Below are 23,512 nucleotides of genomic sequence, written 5' to 3' on the forward strand. Positions count from 1 at the left end.
CTCTGGCCTGCCGGCCATCTCCCCCTCAAGGGGGGAGATTCGCAGATATGGTCCCCGCACTTTTCCTCCGTCACTGGCGATTGGCGATAACCAAGCGGCCAGCCGATCTCCCCCCTTGAGGGGGAGATGGCCGGCAGGCCAGAGGGGGGTGCGAAGCGCGCCGACCACGGAATTGCTAGAATGCAGGTAGCAGCACCCTCACGCCGGCGTCATCAGCGCCGGCAGCAGCGCACCCGACTTGTGCGGCACCACTTTCACGCCCTTGGCATGCACGATCGGCTGCGCATATTGCAGTAGCGGCAGCACATAGGCGTTTTCGGCGATGAGCTTGTCGACCGCCTTCCAGCCTTCGATGCGTTTCGCCTCGTCCTTCTCGGCCCACAGCGGGTTGATGGCGTCGATGACGTCCTTGCCGTCCCACACCGAATGCGGGCTCGGCCCGTACATGGCGAAGCCGGTCGAGGTGGTCGGGTCGCCGATCGAATTGCCCCAGTTGTAGAAGGCGGCGGGCGCCAACTGGTCGGCGGCGCGCAGTTCGTAGTGCTTTGCGATCTCGTAGACCTCGATATTGGCCTCGATGCCTACCTTACGCCACATGCCGACGATCGCCTGGATCATCTCGTAGTCCTTGGGCTTAAAACCCTTGGTGGTCTGGATGGTGAATTTCACCGGCTTGTCGGTGGAATAACCCGAGGCGGCGAGCAGTTCCTTGGCCTTTTCCGGATTGTACTCGACCTTGATCGACGGATCGAAGGCCGCGTATTCCGGCGTCTCCAGCGTGTCGATGGGCAGGCCGTAGCCGCGCAGCAGGCGGTCGACCAGGAGCTTCTTGTCCACCGACATGACGGCCGCCTTGCGCACGTTGGCGTCGTTCATCACGTCGATATCGTTGAAGAAGATCATGCCTATGTCGGAGACGGTGTCGCTGGAGCCGGCCAGGCCGTCCTTGGCGATCAGCCGGTCATATTCCTCGTAGGGGATTTCGAGCGTGACCTGCGAGGAGCCGGATTCGATCTCGGCAACGCGGCTCGCCGCGTCGGTGACGAACTTGATGGTGACGTTCTCGAAGGCCGGCTTGCCGCCCCAGTAGTTGGGGTTGGCCTTCAGCCGCAGGAAGGCGTTGCGCTCGAACTTGTCGACCATGTAGGGGCCGGTGCCGATGGGCTTGGCCTCGAACCCTTCCGCGCCGACCTTCTCGTAGTAGGCCTTCGGCAGCACGTAGCCGGTGAGGAACGACATCCACTTGAAATAGACCGGGTCGAACTGGACGACATCGCCGGTGATGGTGTTGCCGTCGATCTTGAAGTTGTTGACGTTCTTCCAGACGAACTGGATCGGGTTGCCGGTCTTCTCGTCGCCGGCCCGCTGCAGCGACCAGACGATGTCCTCGGCGGTGAACGGCGAACCGTCGTGCCAGGTCACACCCTCGCGCACCGTCATCATCACCTTGGTGCGGTCCTGGTTCCAGCCCCACTGGGTCAGCAGGCCGGGGCCGAAGGACAGGTCGGGCGCCTGCGGGATGAACTGGTCGAAGACCGACTGGTAGATGCCCTGGATGGTGGGGTTGACCGCGGAGGGGCCGGTGGTGGGGTCCCAGGAAGGCAGGTTTACGTTGTAGGCGATGGTGAGTTCGTTGGCCTGCGCCCGTGCGATGGACGGGACGCCGATCGCCGCCACGCCAAGCGCCGAGGCGCCGTAGCCAAGAAGTTCGCGTCTGTTCATTGTCATGATAGAGTTCCCCATATTGTTGATTATGCTCTGGAATTTCAGTCTAGAACCGCCGTTGCCTCGATCTCGATCAGGAAATCCGGCATTGCGAGTGCCTGCACCCCGATCCACGTGTTGGCGGCAGGCACAGTGTCGCCGTAGAAAGCTAATATCTCTTCGGTGACCGGGCCGAGCTTGTCCGGCGTGTGGCCGACGACATATGTTCTCAGCCGCACGATGTTGGCTGGCGTAGCGCCGACTTCGGCCAGAACCTGCCTCAGATTGGCAAGCGCCTGCCGCGCCTGGGCGGCCAGATCGCCGGGGCCGACGAGTTCACCAGCCGCATTCCACGCCACCTGGCCGGACATGTGCAGCGTGCGCCCGCCATTCTGCTCCACCGCATGAGAAAACCCGTACGGTGTCGCCTTGTACATGGTTTCCGGATTGATCGGTTTGCGTTTCATCGGCATCTCCAGTCATTCCTCGCCGGCCCGCTGAGGCGGCCTTCATATTCGTCCGTCGTCTCAACCGCCCGCAAGTTGCCGGGCGAGCAAAAAGCCCGATCCCGCGCCGGTGCCCAGGTCGCCGCACCGGTCAGGTGAAAATTCTCCACCGGCGTGTTCCATTTGGCAAAGCCGCGCGCCGGCCGGAACAGAAAATTCTGCGCGATATGGTGGCTGCCGCAGATCTGGTCGCCGCCGACAAGGTTCGGGTTCTCGCGCTCGAGGTCGAGAGGCGAGAAGACCGCGCGGCCGAGGATTTTGGCGCGCAGCCCCGGCGCGTTGCGCTCGATGATGTCGAGCACGCGCTCTGCGTAACGATCCTTCACCGCATCCCAGGCCGCCGGCGCAATCTCGCCCGCCGCGTCGCCGAGAATTTCGGCCGGCAGAGCGCGCACCTGCACCCACAACACATGCTTTCCGGCCGGAGCGCGGGAGGGATCGACGGCCGTCGGCTGGCCGACCACCAAGACCGGTTCGTCAGGCAGCAGGCCGGCGATGGCCTGTTGATAGGTCTTCGCCATCTGGTCGAGCGACGGCGCGATGTGGACATAGGCGAAGCTTTTCAGCTCGGCGCTGGCATTCCAGTCCGGCAGTCCGTCGAGCGCCAGATGCAGCATCATCGTGCCCGGCGCATGGCGAAACTTTTTCATGGCCGTGTCGAAGCCGGCATCGCCTGAGCCGTTTTGCAGCAGCTTTTCCAGCGCGTTTGGCGCCACACCGGCGATCACCGCCTTGCGGGCCATATGCGTCTCGCCCGAAGCCAGACGAATTCCCGTCGCCTTGCCGCCGGATCGCGTCACCTCGGCCACTTCGGCGCCAGCGAAGATTTTTCCGCCGGCGGACGTGATCATCTTCTCCAGCGCGCGGATCATCGTATCGGCGCCACCCTTGCCGATGACCATTCCAAAGCTCTGGTTGGCCATGGATTCGAGATAGGGGAACACCGCGCCGCCCGAAATGTCCGGCGCGAAGTCGAGATGCATGCCCCAGGCGGCCAGTGTCGCCTTCACATGCGGCGACGTGAAATTCTCGTTCAGCCAGGCACGCGGCGACGACAGAAGCAGGCGGGCGGTGTCGAGCGCGCCGGAGACGCCTTTCTTGCGCCACAGATTCCAGCCGGTGCCGGCCAGAGCGCGAAAACCCATCGGCGAGCCCAGCAGCCGGAACAGGTGTTCCGCCTCGCCCGGAAACGCCGCCACCAGCTCGCGCCAAGCATCGGCATCGGCGGGCGAGAAAGCCGCGATGCGCGCCGCCGTCTTTTCCAGGTCGGTGCTGACTCCGAACCATTTGCCGTCGGGGAAAACGCTGGCGAAACAATCGGCCACGGGCGCGAATTCGAGCCCATGCGATTTCAATTCATTTGCATACATCTGGTGAAAGGCCGAGCCGGCAAACAGGCTCAAATTCATCGCGCCAAAGTCGTGGCGATAACCGGGAAGCGTGTATTCCTCTGTCCTTACAGCACCACCGAGCGTCGAATTGTGTTCAAAAACGCCGACTTTCCAGCCCTTGCGGGCCAGATGCGCGGCGCAGGCCAGACTGTTGTGGCCGGCCCCGACCAGTATGGCGTCGAACTCGCTCACGCCCCCACCCAATTTGCTTTAGGCTTAAAGATAATTGCAGATGCATATGTTTTCGTCTAGTAGCATATTAAGGGCCGACACGAGCCTTCGGACATTCCGGCTAAGAGGGAACTGAAACATGGACACGCAGAAACTTCTCGGCGAGCTCGCCGGCCAGCTGCTTTCGGGCGGCATCGAGGTGGTCGACCTGACGGGCGTTCTCGGACCCGACACGCCGCTGATCAAGCTGCCGCCGGACCTTGGCGTCGACACGCCCAAGGTCGAGATCCACAAGATTTCCGAATACGACAAGCAGGGTCCGTGGTGGGCCTGGAACTGGCTGAAGCTCGGCGAGCATTCCGGCACGCATTTCGACGCGCCGATCCACTGGATTTCCGGCAAGGACTATGCCGACGGCGCCACCGACACCATTCCGGTCCAGAAATTCGTCGGCCCGGTCAACGTCATCGACTGCTCCAATGAGGCCGCCGCCGATGCGGACTTCCTGCTCACCGTCGACCACATCAAGGCGTGGGAGGCGAAACACGGCGCCATCAATCCCGGCGAATGGGTGGTGATGCGCACCGACTGGGACCGCCACGGCGGCTCCGAAGCGGAATTCCTCAACGCCAACGAGACCGGCCCGCATACACCCGGCCCGACCGCCGAGGCGATCATGTACCTGATCGAGAAGGACGTCGCCGGCTGGGGCTCGCAGACAATCGGCACCGACGCCGGCAAGGCCGGCGGCATGGAGCCGCCGTTTCCGGCCCACACGCTGATGCACAAGGCCAACAAATACGGCCTCGCCAGCCTGTGCAACCTCGACAAGCTGCCGCCGAAGGGCGCCGTGCTGATCGTCGCACCGTTGAAGATCGAACACGGCACCGGCAGCCCGATCCGCGCGCTGGCGCTGGTGGCGAGGTAGTTTTCGGCGACCTCGGAGAAGGTCATGCAATTGTTCAAGGTAAGGACGACGGTCACCGTAAGGGCCAGCAGTCGCGCTCTACGTTGCCCCTCTCTGTCCTGCCGGACATCTCCCCCACAAGGGGGGAGAGTGGCTGGCCACCTTGGTTTCGCCAATCGCCAACGTTGCAGGGGGAGCGGCTCGACAGCCGCAGCCACTCTCCCCCCTTGTGGGGGAGATGTCCGGCAGGACAGAGAGGGGCAACATAGAGCGCTGTTCTCTCTTTTCTACCCAAGCTGGGATCACCCTTGACCGCCCCCGATCACATCATCGTCGGCAGCGGGATCAACGCCCTGGTCTGCGCCGCCGTCCTTGGCGGCAAGGGCCGAAAAGTCCTTGTGCTGGAGCGCAATGACCGCATCGGCGGCTGCATCCGCACGGAGAAGATCACCGCGCCGGGTTTCGTCCACGACGTGATGGCGACGACCTTCGTGCTGTTCATCACCGGTCCGGCCTATGCGGTGCTTGGGGCCGACCTCGCGCGACACGGCCTGGAGTTCTGCCACACGGCCACACCGACCGGCGTGCTGCGGCCGGACGGCAGCCATGCGGTCATCCGCACCGACCGTGCCGCCAACATCGCAGCCCTCAACGCCGTCGAGCCGGGCGACGGCGACCGGCACGCAAGCGACGTCGGCGGGATCGAGCGCAATGCCGGCCTGCTGTTTTCGCTGCTCGGCGGTAATCTCTGGAGCTATCCGACCTTCAAGCTTCTGGCGGCCGAGGCATGGCGGCGCGGCCCGCGCGGGCTGGCGGCCTTTCTGGGCGAGGCGCTGGTGCCGGCACGCGGCTGGCTGGAGACCGGCTACGAATCCGATCTCACCCGCGCCCTCTGGGCGCCGTGGGTGCTGCATGCCGGCCTTGGCCCGGAAGATGCGTTTTCCGGCCAGATCGCCAAGGTCATCGCCTTTGCGCTGGAGGCGGCGGGCGCGTCGATCGTCAAGGGCGGCGGCAACAACCTGCTGTCGGCCTTCGAAATGCTGATCCGCGAGCGCGGCGGCGAAATCCGCACCGGCGCGGACGTTGCCTCGATCGTACAGGCCGGCGGCCGCGCCACCGGCGTGCGGCTTGCCTCCGGCCAGGAAATATCGGCATCGAAGGGCGTCATCTGCTCGGTCACGCCGACGCAGCTTTACGACCGGCTGCTCGGCGGCGCGAAACCCGCCGGCGAACCGGACGCGGTGAAGAATTATCGCTACGGCAAGGGCAATTTCCAGATCCACTACGCGCTCGACCGTCCGCCGGCCTGGAAGGGCGAAGGGCTGGGCCAGGTGGCGCTGCTGCACCTCACGCCCGGCCTCGACGGCGTGTCGAAGGCCTGCAACGAGGCGGCACGCGGAATGCTCCCTGAAACGCCGACCATCTGCGTCGGCCAGCCGCATGTGCTCGACCCCTCGCGCTGCCCTCAGGGCAAGGCGATCCTGTGGCTGCAGCTTCCCGAGGCGCCGTGCCGCATCAAGGGCGATGCCGCCGGAAAACTGGTCATCGCCGATGGCGGCTGGACGGAAAAACTGCGCGAGGCGTTCGCCGACCGCGCCGAGACGATCCTTGCCAGCCATATCGACGGCTTTAAGGAAACCGTGATCGCGCGAAAAAGCTATTCGCCGGCCGATCTCCAGGCGATGAACATCAATCTGGTCGGCGGCGACCCTTATGGCGGTTCGTCGACCATCGACCAGGCATTCCTGTGGCGGCCGTTCAAAGGAACGCGCAATCACGAGACCGACGTGAAGGGCCTTTATCACATCGGCGCGTCCACCCATCCCGGCGCGGGGCTTGGCGGCGGGTCCGGCTTCCTTCTCGGGAGTAGGCTCTGATGGATCAGAAGGTCGCGGAAAAACGCGCGCCCATCTCGACGCTCGGCCAGATCGGGCTGCAGCAATTCGCGCCCTATCTGATGAACCGCATCATGGGCCGCTACAACGCCACGCTGCGCGAGGATTTCCGGCGCCAGCACCGCACCATCCCGCAGGTGCGAACGCTGGCTGTGCTTTCGGTGATGGACGGCGTCACGGTCGGCGACCTGTCGGTCTACACGGTCATCGAGCAGTCGACGCTGTCGCGGACGCTGGACGCACTGGAGGCGCATGGGCTGGTGCGCCGCGAGACCGGCGAGACCGACAGCCGCGTGCGAAAGGTGTTTCTCACCGACGACGGCCGTGCCGAATTCGGCCGCGCCTGGCCGGCCATGCATGCCGCTTTCGAAGCGATGTTCGAGGACATCGACGAGGCCGAATATTCGGCGCTCATCGTGACGCTGCAAAAGATGCTGAAGAACATTCGCAAGCACGAGATCTAGGACGTCCGTATGGAGACGCCACATGGCTGAACGGTCCTTCGCAGAGGAAGTCAAAAAACTCCGCCTCGGCGCCGGTGAGGAATTTTCCGGCGAAGGCATTTTGGCCATCACCAAGGCGCTGCTGCAATGTGGCGTGGGTTATGTCGGCGGCTACCAGGGCGCGCCGATCAGCCATCTGATGGACGTGCTCGCCGACGCGCAGGACATTCTGGGCGAACTCGGCGTGCATTTCGAGGCGAGTGCCTCGGAGGCTACCGCCACCGCCATGCTGGCCGCCTCGGTCCACTACCCGATCCGGGGGGCGGCGACCTTCAAGTCCACCGTCGGCACCAATGTCGCCTCGGATGCGCTGGCCAACCTCGCCTCCGGCGGCGTCACCGGCGGCGCGCTGATCATCTGCGGCGAGGACTATGGCGAGGGCTCCTCGATCATGCAGGAGCGCAGCCACGCCTTCGCCATGAAGAGCCAGGTCTGGCTGCTCGATCCACGGCCCAACCTGCCGTCGATCGTCAAGGCGGTCGAGGACGGCTTCGAACTCTCGGAAGCCTCCAACACGCCGGTGATGATGGAGGTGCGCATCCGCTGCTGCCATGTCCACGGCCAGTTCATCGCCAAGGAGAACAAGCGCCCGGCCATGACGGTGGCCGATGCGCTTTCGGCACCGCGCCGCGACACCGGCCGCATCGTGCTGCCGCCAGCCTCCTTCCTGCATGAGAAGGAGAAGGTGGAAAAGCGCTGGCCCGCGGCCGTCGACTTCATCCGCCGCAACAAGATCAACGAGTTCTTCGGCGCCGAATACGGCTCGGTCGGCATCGTCATGCAGGGCGGCATGTACAATGCCGTCATCCGCGCGCTGCAGCGCATCGGGCTCGCCGACAATTTCGGCGACACACAAATTCCGCTTTACGTGCTCAACGCCGTCTATCCGCTGGTCGACGACGAGTTTTTGTCGTTCTGCGAGGGCAAGGATGCGGTGCTTGTCGTCGAGGAAGGGCAACCCAACTATATCGAGCAGGCTTTCGCCGCCATGCTGCACAAGGCAGGGCGCGACACAAAACTGGTCGGCAAGGAATATTTGCCGATGGCCGGCGAATATACCGGCAAGGTGATGCTCGACGGGCTCGGCGCCTTCCTGCGCGCCGAAGCGCCGGCGATGCTGCCCGCCGCGGTGCGCGCGCCCAACAAGGCCAGCACCGGCCACGAGGTCCCGGACCTGTCGCGCGTCGTGCCCGCAAGACCGCCCGGCTTCTGCACCGGCTGCCCCGAACGCCCGATCTTCGCGGCGACAAAACTGGTCGAGAAGGAACTCGGCAAACACCATATCGCCTCCGACATCGGATGCCATCTGTTCTCGATTATGCCGCCCTTCGAGCTTGGCGCCACGACGATGGGCTACGGCCTCGGCCCGGCTTCCGCCTCCGCCTTCAATTCGCCAGATGCAAGAAAACGCTCCATCTCCTTCGTCGGCGACGGTGGTTTTTGGCACAACGGCCTGACCTCCTCGATCGGCAATGCTGTGTTCAACCGCAATGACGGCGTCATCGTCGTGGTCGACAATTTTTATTCCGCTGCGACCGGCGGCCAGGACATTCTGTCGTCACGCGCCAGCAACCGCTCGAAGTCGACGAAACATCCAATCACCGAAGCGGTGAAAGGCATGGGCGTGAAATGGGTGCGCCACATCGACCGCACCTATGACGTGTCGAAGATGCGGGCGACGCTGAAGGAAGCGCTGACCACAGAGGAGAAGGGCCCGAAAGTCATCGTCGCCTCGTCCGAATGCATGCTGAACCGCCAGCGCCGCGAGCGCCCGCTGCTGGACAAGGCGGTTCATGCCGGCGAGACGGTGGTGAAACCGCGCTTCGGCGTCGATGAGGACATCTGCACCGGTGACCATGCCTGCATGAGGCTGTCCGGCTGCCCGTCGCTGTCGGTGAAATCGCTGGACGATCCGCTGCGCGACGATCCGGTCGCCCATATCGACCAGAGCTGCGTCGGCTGCGGCAATTGCGGCGAGGTGGCGGACGCGGCGGTGCTCTGCCCGTCCTTCTACCGCGCCGATACGGTCCACAATCCGGGTGGGTGGGACCGTTTCCTCGACCGTATGCGCCGTAAGGCGATCGGCGTGCTGCAGCGTTTCCGCGAGTCCCGGCGGCTGACCTTCGCCGATGCCTGAGGCAGCCATCATCCTGCCCGAAGGCACGCATGTCCCGGCTGACGGCGAGATCATAAAGCTCGCCATGCTCGCCGTCGGCGGCCAGGGCGGCGGCGTGCTCGCCGACTGGATCGTTGATGCGGCCGAGCGCAGCGGCTACCTCGCGCAATCGACCTCGGTCGCCGGCGTCGCCCAGCGCACCGGCGCCACCATCTATTACATCGAGATGTGCCGCGACACCGGCCGCCGCCCGGTATTCGCGCTGTCGCCGGCGCAGGGCGACGTCGACATATTGATCGCCGCCGAACTGATGGAAGCGGGCCGCGCCATCATGCGCGGCTTCGTCACGCCCGACCGCACGACGCTGATTTCGTCCTCGCATCGCATCGCTGCCGTGTCGGAAAAGATCGAACCGGGCGACGGCCGCGCCTCCTCTCCGAAGGTATTGGCCGCTGCCGAAGCCGCGTCCAAACGCTTCGTCACCTTCGACATGGAGAGAATCGCCGTTCAGGCGGGTTCCGTCATCTCGGCCAGCCTGCTCGGCGCGCTGGCCGGCTGCGGCGCCCTGCCGTTCCCGCGCGAAAGCTACGAGCAGGCGATCGGTGCCGGCGGGCGCGGCGTCAAGCAGAGTCTTGCCGCGTTTGCGGGTGCGTATGAGAGGGCGGGGGGAACGAGCCGATCTTCGTCCGAATCGTCAGCGACGTTACACCCACCACTAACCCCTCCCCACAAGGGGGAGGGGGATTCGCCGGCCGCTCTGTCGAGCAAGGCCGGTGACGGTGGGAACAGCGCATCGCCGCAGGGTTCCCCTCGCCCTTGTGGGGAGGGGTCAGGGGTGGGGGTCTCTGCCGGCTCCGCCGGCAGTCCGAAAAGCGGCGACGCCGACGCCTCCCAACTCCAGGTCTCCGGCCCCGCTGCGCAACTCGCCGGCTGGCAATCGCTCGCCGCTCGCGTCGAACGCCTTCCCGAACCTGTCCGCGAGATGGCGGCTCGGGGCCTGAAGAAGGTCGTCGACTACCAGGACCTCGCCTATGGCAGCGAATATCTTGACAGGCTGGCCCGCGCCGTGGCGCTTGACGGTCCGGTGCATGGCTATGCGCTGTCGATCGTGGCGGCAAAACATCTCGCCAACGCCATGTGCTACGACGACATGATCCGCGTCGCCGACCTGAAGACCCGCTCGACCCGTGCGGCGCGCGTGCGCCGTGAGGTCGGCGTCAGGAACGAGAACGTGCTGCGCGTCACCGAATATTTCCATCCGCGCATCGAGGAATTCTGCGGCACGATGCCAGCCGGTCTCGGCCGCTACATCGAGGCGCGGCCAAAACTTGCCGCCTGGCTCGACCGCCGCATCAATCGCGGCCGTCATGTCCGCACCGACGGTATGGCAGGCTTCGCCACGCTATGGGTCATCGGCGGCCTGCGCCGCTGGCGCCGAAAGCTGCTGCGCCACGCCGTGGAAACCGAGCATCTGGAGCGCTGGTACGCACTGGCGCTCGAACATGTTAGCAAGGATTATGCGCTCGCCGTCGAGATCCTCGAATGCCGCCGGCTGATCAAGGGCTATTCCGACACTCACGTCCGCGCCCAGTCGAAATTCGACCGCGTTCTCTCCGGCCTCAATCTCGTGGAGGGCCGTCCCGACGCCGCCGACTGGATCCGCCGGCTGCGCGAGGCGGCGCTGAAGGATGAGAAGGGCGACCTGCTCGACGGCGCGCTGAAGACCGTGGCGTCGTTGGGACAGTAGATCGATCGCGATAGCCAATCGTGCCGATGGCTCATACAAAGGCGCATCCATCGATTCAGGGAGCCCGCCTTGCTCATCACCATCTACGGCATCAAGAACTGCGACACGATGAAAAAAGCCTGGACCTGGCTCGACGGTCACGGCCAAAAATATCGCTTTCACGATTACCGGGCCGCGGGGCTGGACGAGACGACATTGCGCGGCTGGGTGAAAAAACTCGGCTGGGAAAAGCTGCTCAACAAATCCAGCACGACATTTCGCGAACTGCCCGACGCCGAAAAGGTTGGGATCGACGAGGCGAAAGCGCTGAGCCTGATGCTGAAACATCCGACCATGATCAAAAGGCCGGTGCTCGACATAGACGGCAGGCTGACGGTCGGGTTCAAGCCAGATGTGTATGAGCAGGCGATCGGATGATGCAGGTGAAGGCTACGTAGCCTCCGCTTCAAATGCCTCGCGCGCAATCTCGGGTAAGCGCGATCGCCTCAGCCTCTTACCGCTGCAATAGCTTCCGCCAAGCGCTCGACGTTCTCCACCCGGCAAGTCTCGCCCATCAGGCCGATGCGCCAGATCTTTCCGGCCAGCGGCCCGAGCCCGCCGCCGATCTCGATGCCGAATTCGTCGAGCAGCCGACGCCGCGTCGGCGCGTCGTTCACGCCCTGCGGTATCCAGACCGTGTTGAGCTGCGGCAGACGATACGGTGCGTCAACGACGAAGGTGAAATCCAGTTCCTCCAGCATTTCGGCCAGAAGCTCATGCGTCGCCCAGTGCCGTGCCCAGGCCGCTTCCAGCCCTTCCGACAGCAGGCGCCGCAAGCTCTCGTGCAGGCCGAACAGCGCGTTGACCGGCGCGGTGTGGTGATAGGAGCGGGCGCCCTCCCCGTCCCAATAGCCAAGGATCAGGCTGAGATCGAGGAACCAGCTCTGCACCGGCGTCGTTCGCGCTTTCACCGCTGATACTGCCCGGTCCGAGAAGGTGATCGGCGCCAATCCCGGCGGAGCCGACAGGCATTTCTGCGTGCCGGAATAGACGACGTCGGCGCCCCATTCGTCCACCGAGACGGGCACGCCGCCGAGACCGGTCACCGTGTCGACCACGCTCAGCATGCCGGCCTCCCGCGCCAGCCTGCACAGCGTCGCCGCATCGGAAAGCGCGCCGGTCGAGGTCTCGGCGTGCACGAAGGCCAGAAGTTTCGCATGCGGCGCCTCGGACAGCGCCGAGCGCACGTCGTGCGGATCGACCGGCCGGCCCCATTCGCCGGCGACCAGTTTCACCACCGCGCCGGTGCGCCGGGCGATCTCGGCCATGCGGGCGCCGAACACGCCGTTCTGCGCAATGATAACCGTGTCGCCGGGTTCCAGCAGCGTCACCAGCGCCATCTCCATGGCGAGCGAGGCCGGCGCCGACAGCGGAAACGTCACGCGGTTTTGCGTGCGGAATGCCGCCTTCAACTGGTCCTTGATGCTCTCCATCAGTTCGCCGAAGGCCGGGTCGAGATGGCCGATGGTGGGCTGCGCCTGCGCGGCCAGCACCTCTGGCGCGACGTTGGACGGCCCCGGCCCCATCAGCAGCCGCGCGGGCGGCGAAAACGCGGCGGTCGAAAACGCATTCCTGGAAAACGCATTCATGGTTCTGTCCTCTGCGGGATCGCCGGTGCCGTTGCGCGGACATATGGGCTCATAGACCTTGCTAAGTAAAATTTAAAGATTTTACGAAGGCGATAAATCGGATTTAGTACCTCTCCGAGACCGCACTCACGTTCAAATTCGGACGGCAATACCCTGGCTCGACGCGAGCCAGTTGTCGCTTAACTGCGAAATTTTAAGCTTGAAGTAATTCGATTCGAGCGCGATACTGTATGGAGCAATTTGCATTCACGTCGCCGGTTACGGCGGCGACGAGGAGATCGCCCGATGAAGGTTGCGGTTCTCGGCGGCGGCCCCGCCGGCCTCTATTTTGCGATTTCGATGAAGTTGCGGGATTCCTCCAACGAAGTGACCGTGATCGAGCGCAACAAGCCCGACGACACCTTCGGCTGGGGCGTCGTGCTGTCGGCGGAGACGCTGGAGAACCTGACCAGGAACGACCCGGTCAGCGCGGTTTGGATCAAGCGTTATTTCGCCTATTGGGACGACATCGCTGTCATCCACAAGGACGTGCGCACCGTGTCGACCGGCCATGGCTTCTGCGGCATCGGCCGCAAGCGGCTGCTGACGCTGCTGCAGAGACGCGCACGCGAGCTGGGCATAAAACTGCAGTTCGAGACCGAGGTGCCAGATCCGAAACCCTATATGGAGACGCACGATCTCGTCGTCGCGGCCGACGGGCTGAACTCGCGCTCCCGCGCGGCCTTCGCGGAGGTGTTCAAGCCGGACATCGACGTGCGCAAATGCAAGTTCGTGTGGCTGGGCACGCACCAGAAGTTCGACGACGCCTTCACCTTCATCTTCGAAAAGACCGAGCACGGCTGGGTGTGGGCGCATGCCTACCAGTTCGACCCGGAGACGGCGACCTTCATCGTCGAATGCAGCCGGGAGACGTGGGACGGCTTCGGCTTCGGCGCGATGACGCAGCAGGAATCGATCGCCACCTGCGAGCGCATCTTCGAAAAGCACCTCGGCGGCCACGCGCTGATGACCAACGCCAACCACATTCGCGGTTCGGCCTGGATCAATTTTCCACGCGTCTTGTGCGAGCGCTGGTCGCACAAGAATCTCGCGCTGATGGGCGACGCGGCGGCATCCGCACATTTTTCCATCGGCTCGGGCACAAAACTGGCGTTGGAGAGCGCGGTGGCGCTGGCCGACTACGTGCATTCGGAGCCGACGCTTGCTGCCGCCTTCGAGAAATACGAAAGCGCGCGGCGAACCGAGGTGCTGAAGCTGCAATCGGCGGCGCGCAATTCGCTCGAATGGTTCGAGGAGGTCGAGCGCTACCTGCATCTCGACCCGGTGCAATTCAACTATTCGCTGCTGACGCGCTCGCAGCGTATCAGCCACGAGAATCTGAGGCTGCGCGATCCGGAATGGCTGGGCGACGCGGAAGCCTGGTTCCATCGGCAGGCGGGCAACACCGGCAATCTCAACCGCGCGCCGATGTTTGCGCCGTTCAAGCTGCGCGACATGGTGGTGCGCAACCGCGTGGTCGTCTCGCCCATGGCGCAATACAAGGCCGTCGACGGCTGTCCGACCGACTGGCATTTTGCCCACTATGCCGAACGCGCCAAGGGCGGCGCCGGGCTGATCTATATCGAGATGACCTGCGTGTCGCCGGAAGGACGGATCACGCCCGGATGTCCCGGATTCTATGCTCCGGAACACGAAGCTGCATGGAAGCGGCTGGTGGATTTCGTGCATCGCGAGACCGATACGAAGATCTGCGCGCAGGTCGGGCATTCCGGTCCGAAAGGCTCGACGCAACTCGGCTGGGAGGAAAGCGACGCACCTCTCGCCGCCGGCAACTGGCCGGTGATGGCCGCTTCCGACGTGCCGTGGTCGCCGCGCAACCAGGCGCCGAAGCCGATGAGCCGTGCCGACATGGATCTGGTGCGCGACCAGTTCGTGGCGTCGGCCGGGATGGCGGCGCGTTGCGGTTTTGACATGCTGGAGATCCATGCGGCGCATGGCTATTTGCTGTCGTCCTTCATCACGCCGCTGACCAACCGGCGCAGCGACGACTATGGCGGGTCGCTGGAAAACCGCATGCGCTATCCGCTGGAGGTTTTTCACGCAATGCGGGCCGTGTGGCCTCAGGAAAAGCCGATCTCGGTGCGCATTTCCGCCAATGACTGGGTGGGCGGCGACGGCGTCACGCCGGCCGAGGCGGTGGAGATCGCGCGCATGCTGCAAAAGGCGGGCGTCGACATCTGCGACGTGTCGGCCGGCCAGACCTCGATCCGGGCGCGGCCGGTCTATGGCCGCATGTTCCAGACACCATTCTCCGACCAAATCCGCAACGAGACCGGCATGGCGACCATGGCCGTCGGCAATATTTTCGAGCCCGACCATGTCAACTCGATCCTGATGGCGGGGCGCGCCGACCTCGTTTGCCTTGCGCGGCCGCATCTCGCCGACCCGTACTGGACGCTGCATGCCGCCGTGACGCTGAACGACCGGGACGTGAAGTGGCCCGACCCGTATCTGCCCGGCCGCGACCAGATCTATCGGCTGGCCGAGCGCACCGCGACGATGGGGCTGAAGGTATGAGGGTGGCGGCGGCGATTTCTCCCCCCTTGAGGGGGAGATGGCCCGCAGGGCCAGAGGGGGTCAGAGCGGCAGTGCGCGATGCTTCTTTTTCCATTGTTGAATCTGAACGTTGGAGCGCGGCCGCTTGGACCCCACCCGGCCGCTACGCGGCCACCCTCCCCTCAAGGGGGAGGGAAGGTCGGCCGCTCGGTCCGCGCCAATCTTCGAGGCCGAACCCATGACCCCCTTCCGCCACGCGCTGGTGACGGGCGGCGGCTCGGGGGTCGGCCGCGCGATCGCGCTGGCGCTGGCGAACGACGGCGTCGACGTCACCATCTGCGGGCGGCGCGAGGCGCAGCTGGAAGCCGTGGCGGCGGAGAGCGAGCGGATTCACGGGATCGCCGCCGACGTGACGGACGAGGCCTCGATGCAGGCCCTCCATGCAAAGGCGGAAGCGACGCGCGGACCGTTCGACATCGTCGTCGCAAATGCCGGCATGGCGAGTAGCGCGCCGGCGCAAAAAGTGTCGCTGGCCGACTGGCAGCAGACGCTGGCCGTCAACCTCACCGGCGCGTTCCTGACGGTGAAACCCGCGCTCGGCGCCATGGCGAAACGCAAGCAGGGCCGGATAATCTTCGTCGCCTCTACCGCCGGGCTGAAAGGCTATGGCTATGTCGCGCCCTATGTGGCGGCGAAGCACGGCGTGGTCGGGCTGATGCGGGCGCTGGCCGCCGAGAACACGAAGACCGGCGTGACCGTCAATGCGGTGTGCCCCGGCTTCGTCGAGACCGACATGCTGGAAGAGTCCGTGCGGCGCATCGTCGAGAAGACCGGCCGCAGCGTCGAGGATGCGCGGAAATCGCTGGCCGCGACCAATCCGCAGAACCGCTTCATCCAGCCGGACGAGGTGGCTGCGGCCGTGCTGTGGCTATGCTCTGATGCCGCGCGCTCGATCACCGGACAGACGATTTCGGTTTCGGGAGGCGAGACATGGTGAGCGCCCCGCTTTCCGCGCCCGACATCTCGAAGGACAGCAAGGAGCGGCTGCGGCTGTGGATACGCCTGCTGCGCGCCTCGCGCACCATCGAGGCCGAACTGCGCGAGCGGCTGAAGAAGGATTTCGACACCACGCTCCCCCGCTTCGACGTGATGGCCGCACTTTACCGCGCGCCCGAAGGCATGCTGATGAGCGACCTGTCGCGTTTCCTGCTGGTCTCCAACGGCAATGTCACCGGCATCGTCGACCGGCTGGTTTCCGAAGGACTGGTGACGCGGGCGCGGCGCAACGGCGACCGGCGCACTTCGATGGTGCGACTGACGGAGAGCGGCACGCATGTCTTCCGCGACATGGCGTCGGCGCATGAAGGCTGGATCGGCGAGTTGCTGGGCGGAGTGACAGAGGAAGAGACGCGGCGGCTGGCTGGCATGCTGAAATCCTTCCGCAGCAACTGGGAGGGACGCGAATGAAAGGTTTGCAGATGGCCGGGCTGAAGCCGGACCATTTTTTGTGGCAGGTTGACGGCAGGATCGCACGGGTGCGGCTCGACCGGCCGGAACGCAAGAACCCGCTGACCTTCGAATCCTACGCCGAACTACGCGACACATTTCGCGACCTCGTTTATGCCGACGATGTCGATGCCGTCGTGTTCCTGCCCAATGGCGGCAATTTTTGCTCGGGTGGCGATGTGCACGAGATCATCGGGCCGCTGGTCGACATGGACATGAAGCAGCTTCTCGCCTTCACGCGCATGACCGGCGACCTGGTCAAGGCGATGCTGAACTGCGGCAAGCCGATCATTTGCGCCGTGGACGGCGTGGCGGTCGGCGCCGGCGCGATCATCGCCATGGCCTCCGACATCCGCATCGCCACGCCGGAAGCGAAGACGGCGTTCCTGTTCACCCGCGTCGGTCTGGCCGGCTGCGACATGGGCGCCTGCGCGATGCTGCCGCGCATCATCGGCCAGGGCCGCGCCGCCGAGTTGCTGTACACCGGCCGCACCATGACGGCGGTGGAAGGCGAGCGCTGGGGTTTTTACAACCGGCTGGTCGCGGCCGACGCGCTGGAGGCCGACGCGCTGGAGATGGCGGCGCGCATCGTCTCCGGCCCGACCTTCGCGCATGGCATCACCAAGACGCAGTTGAACCAGGAATGGTCGATGGGGCTTGACCAGGCGATCGAGGCGGAGGCTCAGGCCCAGGCGATCTGCATGCAGACCCGCGACTTCGAGCGGGCGTACCGGGCGTTCGTGGCGAAAGAGAAGCCGGTGTTTCAGGGGGATTGAGGATGCGCGTTACCGCCGATACCCCCCTCTGGCCTGCCGGCCATCTCCCCCTCAAGGGGGGAGATTGGCTGGCCGCTCGGGTTTCGCCAATAGCCAGCGGTGCAGAACGAGCGGTGTTGCCGAAGCTGCCAATCTCCCCCCTTGAGGGGGAGATGGCCGGCAGGCCAGAGGGGGGTACATCAGCGACAGGCAGCCACCATGCCTGACCGCTCCTTCCTCCACTGGCCGTTCTTCGACGACCGCCACCGCGATCTTGCCCAGCGCCTCGAAGCGTGGTGCGCCAAGAACCTGCCTGCCGACCATCATGACGTCGACGCCGCCTGCCGTGAATTAGTCATCATGCTCGGGCGGGGCGGGTGGCTGAAGCCGACAGCGATCGACACGGACAATCCCGCGCCGCTCGACGTGCGCACGCTGTGCCTGACGCGCGAGACGCTGGCGCGGCACGACGGGCTGGCCGATTTTGCTTTCGCCATGCAGGGGCTCGGCACGGGCGCAATCAGCCTGTTCGGCTCCGACGAGCACAAGAAATGGCTGGCGAAAACGCGCAGGGGTGAAGCGATTTCGGCCTTTGCACTGTCGGAGCCGCGTTCGGGTTCGGACGTCGCCAATATGGACATGACGGCCACACGCGATGGCGGCGACTACGTTCTCAACGGCGAAAAAACCTGGATATCCAACGGAGGCATCGCCGACCTCTATGTCGTCTTCGCCCGCACCGGCGAGGCGCCGGGCGCGCGGGGCATTTCCTGCTTCCTCGCGCCGGCCGACACAAAGGAGCTGGAGATCGCTGAACGGCTGGAGGTGATCGCGCCGCATCCGCTGGCGCGGCTTGTCTTCAACGAAGCGCGCCTGCCCGCCTCGGCGATGATCGGAAAGCCAGGCGACGGTTTCAAGATCGCCATGTCTGTGCTCGACGTCTTCCGCTCGACGGTGGGCGCGGCGGCACTCGGCTTCGCGCGGCGCGCGCTGGACGAGAGCGTCGCGAGGGCGAGCGAGCGAAAACTGTTCGGCGCGCCGCTCGCCGAAATGCAGATGGTGCAGGGCCACATCGCCGACATGGCGCTCGACGTCGATGCGGCCGCACTCCTGGTCTATCGTGCCGCCTGGACAAAAGACATGGGCGCGGTGCGCGTGACCCGCGAGGCGGCGATGGCAAAACTTTTTGCCACCGACAAGGCGCAGGAGGTGATCGACAAGGCCGTGCAACTTCACGGCGGCGACGGCGTGCGGCGCGGCCACATCGTCGAAAGCCTCTATCGCGAGATACGGGCGCTGCGCATCTACGAAGGCGCATCGGACGTGCAGAAGGTGGTGATCGCACGGCAGGTGCTCTCGGAATTCAGACAAGCATAAAAGGGGGAAGGCAATGACGAAGGAACTTGCAAAAGGCATCACGGCCAACGGCTCCGGCTTCGACGGCGTGAAGTGGAACATTCTCGGCCAGACCTATTATCCAAAGGCGGTGTGCGAGAGCACATTCGCCTTCGAGACCAACAGCGCGCCCGGCCAGTTCGTGCCGGTCCACATCCATCCCGACCAGGAGGAATTCATCCTCGTGCAGGAAGGCCAGCTCGAGCTGAAGCTCGACGGCGTGTGGTCGACAGCGAAAGCCGGTGATCTGGTGCGCATGCCGCGCGGTATCCCGCATGGCTATTTCAACAAATCCGACAAGCCTTGCCGCGCTTTGTTCTGGGTGTCGCCGGCTGGCCGGCTCAAGGAGCTGTTCGAAGAACTGCACGACAAGAGCGACATCCCGACGATCATAAAGCTGTCGGCCGAGCACGACGTGGATTTTTTGCCGGAAGAAGCGAACGCGTAAATGCTCGGTCCCTCCGCCCACACCGACACTTTTGCGCGGGACAATCTGCCGCCTCCGGCGGAATGGCCAGATTTCCTGCTCGAAGGCTTCGACTATCCCGAACACCTCAATGCGGCCGTCGAACTGACCGACCGCATGGTCGAAAAGGGGTTCGGCGACCATACCGCTCTGATCGGCAACGGACGCCGCCGCACCTACAAGGAACTGGCGGACTGGACAAACCGGCTGGCGCATGCGCTGACGGAAAACTACGGCGTCAAGCCGGGTAACCGCGTGCTCATCCGCTCGGCGAACAACCCCGCCATGGTTGCGTGCTGGCTGGCCGCAACCAAGGCCGGCGCGGTGGTGGTCAACACCATGCCGATGCTGCGCGCCGGCGAACTCACGCAGATCGTCGACAAGGCCGAGATCGGGCTGGCTCTATGTGACACCCGTATCAAGGACGAACTGGTCGCCTGCGCCAAGGACAGCCGTTTCCTCAAGGCAGTGATCGGTTTCGACGGCACGGCCAACCATGACGCCGAACTCGACCGCATCGCGCTGGACAAGCCGGTACGCTACGAGGCGGTGAAGACTGGCCGGGACGACGTGGCGCTGCTCGGCTTCACATCCGGCACGACCGGCGTGCCGAAGGCGACCATGCATTTCCACCGCGACCTGCTGATCATCGCCGACGGCTATGCCAGGGAAGTGCTTGGCGTTACCGCCGAAGACGTGTTCGTGGGTTCGCCGCCTCTGGCCTTCACGTTCGGGCTTGGCGGGTTGGCGATCTTTCCGCTGCGCTTCGGGGCTGCGGCGACGCTGCTCGAAAACGCCTCGCCGCCAAATATGGTCGAGATCATCGAGAAATACCGTGCGACGGTCTCCTTCACCGCGCCGACCGCCTATCGCGCCATGCTGGCTGCAATGGATCAGGGCGCCGACCTGTCGTCGCTGCGCGTCGCGGTGTCGGCCGGCGAGACGCTGCCGGCCCCGGTGTTCGAAGACTGGACGAAAAAGACCGGCAAGCCGATCCTCGACGGCATCGGCGCCACCGAGATGCTGCACATTTTTATCTCCAACCGGTTTGCTGATGCTATGCCTGCCAGTACCGGCCGGCCTGTGACCGGCTACGAAGCGAAGATCGTTGATGACGAAATGAACGAACTGCCGCGCGGCGAGGTCGGACGGCTGGCGGTGCGCGGGCCGACCGGCTGCCGCTACATGGCCGACGATCGCCAGCGCAAATATGTGCGCGGCGGCTGGAACCTGACCGGCGATTCCTTCATCCAGGACGAGGCGGGGTTTTTCCACTTCGCTGCGCGCTCCGACGACATGATCATCTCGTCGGGCTACAACATCGCCGGGCCGGAGGTGGAGGCAGCACTTCTGGCGCATCTCCATGTCAGGGAATGCGCGGTGATCGGCGTCGCCGATGTCGACCGAGGGCAGATCGTCGAGGCGCATGTCGTGCTGGTCGAGGGTGTTTCGGCGAACGATCTCACGCGGAAGATCCTGCAGGACCATGTGAAGGCGACGATCGCGCCTTACAAATATCCCCGCTCGGTGAAGTTCGTGGATGGTTTACCGAAGACGCAGACGGGCAAGATTCAGCGGTTCAGGTTGAGGGAGGGGGAATGATGGTCGCCGATCTAGATGCAGGGGACAGTTTACTTTCTTTCGGCAGAAAGGCCGCAGCGGTTGAGAAGTCGCGCGGGCCGAAAAAAGTAAACTGTCCCCGGGCTGCCCGCCCATGACCGACTTCGCCAAAACCCGGGCGCTGTTCCATCTGCCGGACGGCGTCGTCTACATGGACGGCAATTCGCTTGGGCCGCTGCCAATCGCGGCGAAGGAACGCGTGGCAAAAATGCTCGCCGACGAGTGGGGTGGGCAGCTCATCAAGGGTTGGAATTCCGCCGGCTGGTACGTGCAGCCGCGAAAGATCGGCGACCGCGTCGGAAAACTGATCGGGGCTCCGCAAGGCACCGTCGTCATGGGCGACACGCTGTCGATCAAGGTTTTCCAGGCGCTGGCTTCGGCGCTCGAGCTCAATCCGACGCGGAAAGTCGTGCTGTCGGATAGCGGCAATTTCCCGTCCGACCTTTACATGGCGCAGGGGCTGATTGGTTCGCTCGGACAGGGGTATGTCCTGAAGGTCGTCGAGCCGGAAGACGTCGAGGCAGCCATCGACGACAGCATCGCCGTGCTGATGCTGACCGAGGTCGACTATCGCACCGGGCGGCTGCACGACATGAAGGCGCTGACCGAAAAGGCACATGCCACCGGCGTTCTGACCATCTGGGACCTCGCCCATTCGGCCGGCGCCCTGCCCGTCGACCTGACGGCGGCGCAAGCCGATTTCGCTGTCGGCTGCACCTACAAATATCTGAACGGCGGGCCGGGCGCGCCGGCCTTCATCTATGTGGCGCCAAGACATGCCGAGGCCGTCCGCCCTGCCCTTTCCGGCTGGATGGGCCACGCCGCGCCGTTTGCCTTCGACCTCGATTATGCGCCAGCGCCCGGCATCGAGCGCATGCGCTGCGGCACGCCGCCGGTGATCGCGCTGACGGCTTTGGACGCGGCGCTCGACGCCTGGGACGGCGTCTCCATGCAGGACGTACGGAAAAAATCGATCGAACTGATCGACCTGTTCATCGCCGAGGTGGAGGCGCGGTGCCCGGATCTCGTGCTTGCCTCGCCACGCGACGGTGCAAAACGCGGCAGCCAGGTGTCCTTCAGGCATCCACAGGGTTACGCGATCATGCAGGCGCTGATCGCGCGCGGCGTCATCGGGGATTTCCGTGCGCCCGACGCCATCCGCTTCGGTGTGACACCGCTCTATCTCGGGCGTGAAGAGGCCGTGCGCGCAGCCGAAATCCTGGAAGACATCATGACGGCTAGGCTGTGGGACCGGCCGGAATATCTTCGCAAGGCGGCCGTGACGTGAGCGCAAAACCCCACGATCCGGCGCACGAGGGCGCGGAGATGTCGTTCAGGGAGCGGATGTCCTACAGCGACTATCTCAGACTCGACCGCGTGCTGGACGCGCAGGAACCGCTGTCCACCGCGCATGACGAGTTGCTGTTCATCATCCAGCACCAGACCTCGGAACTGTGGATGAAGCTCGCCATCCACGAAATTCGCTCGGCGATCCGCGCGATCCGCGCTGACGAATTGCAGCCGGCCTTCAAGATGCTGACGCGGGTGGCGCGCATCTTCGAACAGTTGAACAGTGCCTGGGACGTGCTGCGCACCATGACGCCGAGCGAATACACGGAGTTCCGCGGTTCGCTCGGCCAGTCGTCGGGCTTCCAGTCGTGGCAATACCGGGCGATCGAGTTTCTGGCGGGCAACCGCAACCTCGCCATGCTCGGGCCGCACACACATCGCGGCGAACTGGTCTCGGCGCTGGAGGACATCCTGGCCGAACCCAGCCTCTATGACGAGGCGCTGCTGCTGCTCGCCCGCAACGGTTTCGACATCGGCGAGGATGCAAGCCGCACGGAGTGGCGCGAGACGCGCGCCGGGAACGACAAGGTGCTGGCGGCGTGGAAGGCCGTCTATGCCGCGCCCGAGGAACACTGGCTGCTCTACGAGCTGGCGGAAAAACTGGTCGACTTCGAGGATTACTTCCGGCGCTGGCGGTTCAACCACGTAACGACCGTGGAGCGGATCATCGGGCTGAAGCGCGGCACGGGCGGCACGGCGGGCGTGTCCTATCTGCGCCGGATGCTGGAGGTCGTGCTGTTTCCGGAGCTGTGGAAGGTCCGCACGGAACTCTAATCCGTTGCGGCAAGGAAGAATTTTGAACGTCTAGGAGTGGAAATGCACACGATCCTGCAGCCGGAAGGCTGGGCAAAACCGGTGGGCTACGCCAACGGCGTCTCGGCACGCGGACGGCAGATCTATGTCGCCGGCCAGGTCGGCTGGAACGGCCAGTGCCAGTGGGAGACCGACGACTTTTCCGCACAGGTGCGACAGACGCTGGAGAATGTGGTGGCGGTGCTTGCCGAGGCGGGCGCGGGACCGGAGCACATCACGTCGATGACCTGGTATTTCACCGACAAGGCCGAATATCTCGGCAATCTCAAGGGCATAGGCCAAGCCTATCGCGAAGTGATCGGCCGCAACTTTCCGGCGATGGCTGCCGTGCAGGTCGTGGCGCTGGTCGAGGACCGCGCCAAAGTGGAGATTCAGGCTATTGCCGTCATACCCGACTGACGGAGATGGATGAGGGCTGCAAACGCCGCCTTGCTGCGCTCCGGTGCTCACCTACGTAATGTACGCTCCGCTCTGGTACTCACA

General features: G+C 64.6%; 19 protein-coding genes and 1 pseudogene. 16 read left to right on the forward strand and 4 right to left on the reverse strand.

The annotated features are described in order from the left end of the window. Positions 1-198 precede the first annotated feature (198 nt). From ABMA59_RS06535 to ABMA59_RS06545, 3 genes and pseudogenes are all read right to left on the reverse strand, one after another. Complete coding sequence (locus tag ABMA59_RS06535) at positions 199-1,728, reverse strand: ABC transporter substrate-binding protein (RefSeq protein ID WP_349004499.1); 1,530 nt, start codon at positions 1,726-1,728, stop codon at positions 199-201. A 38-nt stretch (positions 1,729-1,766) separates the two neighbouring features. Then, positions 1,767-2,171, reverse strand: a complete 405-nt coding sequence (locus tag ABMA59_RS06540; protein WP_349004500.1) for a RidA family protein — start codon at positions 2,169-2,171, stop codon at positions 1,767-1,769. Positions 2,172-2,231: 60 nt separating this feature from the next. Beyond that, positions 2,232-3,793: pseudogene (locus tag ABMA59_RS06545) on the reverse strand (phytoene desaturase family protein). 118 nt (positions 3,794-3,911) lie between these two features. Between ABMA59_RS06545 and ABMA59_RS06550 the strand changes: the two are divergent. The 6 genes from ABMA59_RS06550 to ABMA59_RS06575 all read left to right on the forward strand — a co-directional run bounded on the left by ABMA59_RS06550 (position 3,912) and on the right by ABMA59_RS06575 (position 11,357). Further along, positions 3,912-4,700 carry a cyclase family protein gene (locus ABMA59_RS06550; RefSeq protein WP_349004501.1) on the forward strand — a complete coding sequence of 263 codons (789 nt, stop codon included), beginning with the start codon at positions 3,912-3,914 and terminating at the stop codon, positions 4,698-4,700. A 287-nt stretch (positions 4,701-4,987) separates the two neighbouring features. Further along, positions 4,988-6,556 carry a phytoene desaturase family protein gene (locus ABMA59_RS06555; protein ID WP_349004502.1) on the forward strand — a complete coding sequence of 523 codons (1,569 nt, stop codon included), beginning with the start codon at positions 4,988-4,990 and terminating at the stop codon, positions 6,554-6,556. After that, positions 6,556-7,038, forward strand: coding sequence for a MarR family winged helix-turn-helix transcriptional regulator (locus tag ABMA59_RS06560; RefSeq protein WP_349004503.1), 483 nt, complete (start codon positions 6,556-6,558; stop codon positions 7,036-7,038). The genes ABMA59_RS06555 and ABMA59_RS06560 overlap by 1 nt, the downstream gene beginning before the upstream one ends. A 22-nt stretch (positions 7,039-7,060) precedes the next feature. Continuing rightward, positions 7,061-9,214, forward strand: a complete 2,154-nt coding sequence (locus ABMA59_RS06565; RefSeq protein WP_349004504.1) for a thiamine pyrophosphate-dependent enzyme — start codon at positions 7,061-7,063, stop codon at positions 9,212-9,214. Further along, entirely contained in the window at positions 9,207-10,940 is a 1,734-nt protein-coding gene (locus ABMA59_RS06570; RefSeq protein ID WP_349004505.1) for an indolepyruvate oxidoreductase subunit beta family protein, read from the forward strand. The genes ABMA59_RS06565 and ABMA59_RS06570 overlap by 8 nt, the downstream gene beginning before the upstream one ends. Positions 10,941-11,009: 69 nt before the next feature. Continuing rightward, on the forward strand, positions 11,010-11,357 hold the full coding sequence (locus ABMA59_RS06575) for an ArsC family reductase (RefSeq protein ID WP_349004506.1): 348 nt from the start codon (positions 11,010-11,012) through the stop codon (positions 11,355-11,357). Between the two features lie 68 nt (positions 11,358-11,425). Here ABMA59_RS06575 and ABMA59_RS06580 read toward each other — a convergent pair whose 3' ends face one another. Further along, positions 11,426-12,568 carry a pyridoxal-phosphate-dependent aminotransferase family protein gene (locus ABMA59_RS06580; RefSeq protein ID WP_349004507.1) on the reverse strand — a complete coding sequence of 381 codons (1,143 nt, stop codon included), beginning with the start codon at positions 12,566-12,568 and terminating at the stop codon, positions 11,426-11,428. Between the two features lie 285 nt (positions 12,569-12,853). On the opposite strand from ABMA59_RS06580, the gene ABMA59_RS06585 reads away from it, so the two are divergent. The 10 genes from ABMA59_RS06585 (at position 12,854) to ABMA59_RS06630 (ending at position 23,428) form a co-directional block, all read left to right on the forward strand. Further along, the gene (locus ABMA59_RS06585) at positions 12,854-15,145 is read left to right on the forward strand and encodes a bifunctional salicylyl-CoA 5-hydroxylase/oxidoreductase (protein ID WP_349004508.1); all 2,292 of its coding nucleotides are present in this window, start codon (positions 12,854-12,856) and stop codon (positions 15,143-15,145) included. A gap of 217 nt (positions 15,146-15,362) precedes the next feature. Beyond that, positions 15,363-16,121 carry an SDR family NAD(P)-dependent oxidoreductase gene (locus ABMA59_RS06590; RefSeq protein WP_349004509.1) on the forward strand — a complete coding sequence of 253 codons (759 nt, stop codon included), beginning with the start codon at positions 15,363-15,365 and terminating at the stop codon, positions 16,119-16,121. Further along, the gene (locus ABMA59_RS06595) at positions 16,115-16,591 is read left to right on the forward strand and encodes a MarR family winged helix-turn-helix transcriptional regulator (RefSeq protein WP_349004510.1); all 477 of its coding nucleotides are present in this window, start codon (positions 16,115-16,117) and stop codon (positions 16,589-16,591) included. Before ABMA59_RS06590 ends, ABMA59_RS06595 begins: the two co-directional genes overlap by 7 nt. 11 nt (positions 16,592-16,602) lie before the next feature. Next, positions 16,603-17,406 (forward strand): enoyl-CoA hydratase family protein, encoded by an 804-nt coding sequence (locus ABMA59_RS06600; protein WP_349004653.1) that lies wholly within the window; start codon positions 16,603-16,605, stop codon positions 17,404-17,406. A 198-nt stretch (positions 17,407-17,604) separates the two neighbouring features. Next, a complete protein-coding gene (locus ABMA59_RS06605) occupies positions 17,605-18,762 on the forward strand; it encodes an acyl-CoA dehydrogenase family protein (protein WP_349004511.1) in 1,158 nt (385 codons plus the stop codon). A 13-nt stretch (positions 18,763-18,775) separates the two neighbouring features. Continuing rightward, the gene (locus ABMA59_RS06610) at positions 18,776-19,228 is read left to right on the forward strand and encodes a cupin domain-containing protein (protein WP_349004512.1); all 453 of its coding nucleotides are present in this window, start codon (positions 18,776-18,778) and stop codon (positions 19,226-19,228) included. After that, positions 19,229-20,848: an AMP-binding protein gene (locus tag ABMA59_RS06615; protein WP_349004513.1), complete on the forward strand. Its 1,620-nt coding sequence runs from the start codon at positions 19,229-19,231 to the stop codon at positions 20,846-20,848. 112 nt (positions 20,849-20,960) lie between these two features. Next, the gene (gene kynU, locus ABMA59_RS06620; protein WP_349004514.1) at positions 20,961-22,154 is read left to right on the forward strand and encodes a kynureninase; all 1,194 of its coding nucleotides are present in this window, start codon (positions 20,961-20,963) and stop codon (positions 22,152-22,154) included. Continuing rightward, positions 22,151-22,990, forward strand: a complete 840-nt coding sequence (gene kynA / locus ABMA59_RS06625; protein ID WP_349004515.1) for a tryptophan 2,3-dioxygenase — start codon at positions 22,151-22,153, stop codon at positions 22,988-22,990. The genes kynU and kynA overlap by 4 nt, the downstream gene beginning before the upstream one ends. 42 nt (positions 22,991-23,032) lie before the next feature. Next, positions 23,033-23,428, forward strand: a complete 396-nt coding sequence (locus ABMA59_RS06630) for a RidA family protein (protein ID WP_349004516.1) — start codon at positions 23,033-23,035, stop codon at positions 23,426-23,428. Positions 23,429-23,512: the final 84 nt, after the last annotated feature.

The sequence above is a fragment of the Mesorhizobium yinganensis genome, assembly GCF_040081985.1.
GTDB lineage: Bacteria > Pseudomonadota > Alphaproteobacteria > Rhizobiales > Rhizobiaceae > Kumtagia > Kumtagia yinganensis.

What these genes read in the sequence shown, in the direction of transcription:
- ABMA59_RS06535 (WP_349004499.1), bottom strand. Translation starts at nt 1,728, where the DNA reads ATGACAATGAACAGACGCGAACTTCTTGGCTACGGCGCCTCGGCGCTT.
- ABMA59_RS06540 (WP_349004500.1), bottom strand. Translation starts at nt 2,171, where the DNA reads ATGAAACGCAAACCGATCAATCCGGAAACCATGTACAAGGCGACACCG.
- ABMA59_RS06550 (WP_349004501.1), top strand. Translation starts at nt 3,912, where the DNA reads ATGGACACGCAGAAACTTCTCGGCGAGCTCGCCGGCCAGCTGCTTTCG.
- ABMA59_RS06560 (WP_349004503.1), top strand. Translation starts at nt 6,556, where the DNA reads ATGGATCAGAAGGTCGCGGAAAAACGCGCGCCCATCTCGACGCTCGGC.
- ABMA59_RS06565 (WP_349004504.1), top strand. Translation starts at nt 7,061, where the DNA reads ATGGCTGAACGGTCCTTCGCAGAGGAAGTCAAAAAACTCCGCCTCGGC.
- ABMA59_RS06570 (WP_349004505.1), top strand. Translation starts at nt 9,207, where the DNA reads ATGCCTGAGGCAGCCATCATCCTGCCCGAAGGCACGCATGTCCCGGCT.
- ABMA59_RS06580 (WP_349004507.1), bottom strand. Translation starts at nt 12,568, where the DNA reads ATGAATGCGTTTTCCAGGAATGCGTTTTCGACCGCCGCGTTTTCGCCG.
- ABMA59_RS06585 (WP_349004508.1), top strand. Translation starts at nt 12,854, where the DNA reads ATGAAGGTTGCGGTTCTCGGCGGCGGCCCCGCCGGCCTCTATTTTGCG.
- ABMA59_RS06590 (WP_349004509.1), top strand. Translation starts at nt 15,363, where the DNA reads ATGACCCCCTTCCGCCACGCGCTGGTGACGGGCGGCGGCTCGGGGGTC.
- ABMA59_RS06595 (WP_349004510.1), top strand. Translation starts at nt 16,115, where the DNA reads ATGGTGAGCGCCCCGCTTTCCGCGCCCGACATCTCGAAGGACAGCAAG.
- ABMA59_RS06600 (WP_349004653.1), top strand. Translation starts at nt 16,603, where the DNA reads ATGGCCGGGCTGAAGCCGGACCATTTTTTGTGGCAGGTTGACGGCAGG.
- ABMA59_RS06605 (WP_349004511.1), top strand. Translation starts at nt 17,605, where the DNA reads ATGCCTGACCGCTCCTTCCTCCACTGGCCGTTCTTCGACGACCGCCAC.
- ABMA59_RS06610 (WP_349004512.1), top strand. Translation starts at nt 18,776, where the DNA reads ATGACGAAGGAACTTGCAAAAGGCATCACGGCCAACGGCTCCGGCTTC.
- ABMA59_RS06615 (WP_349004513.1), top strand. Translation starts at nt 19,229, where the DNA reads ATGCTCGGTCCCTCCGCCCACACCGACACTTTTGCGCGGGACAATCTG.
- kynU (WP_349004514.1), top strand. Translation starts at nt 20,961, where the DNA reads ATGACCGACTTCGCCAAAACCCGGGCGCTGTTCCATCTGCCGGACGGC.
- ABMA59_RS06630 (WP_349004516.1), top strand. Translation starts at nt 23,033, where the DNA reads ATGCACACGATCCTGCAGCCGGAAGGCTGGGCAAAACCGGTGGGCTAC.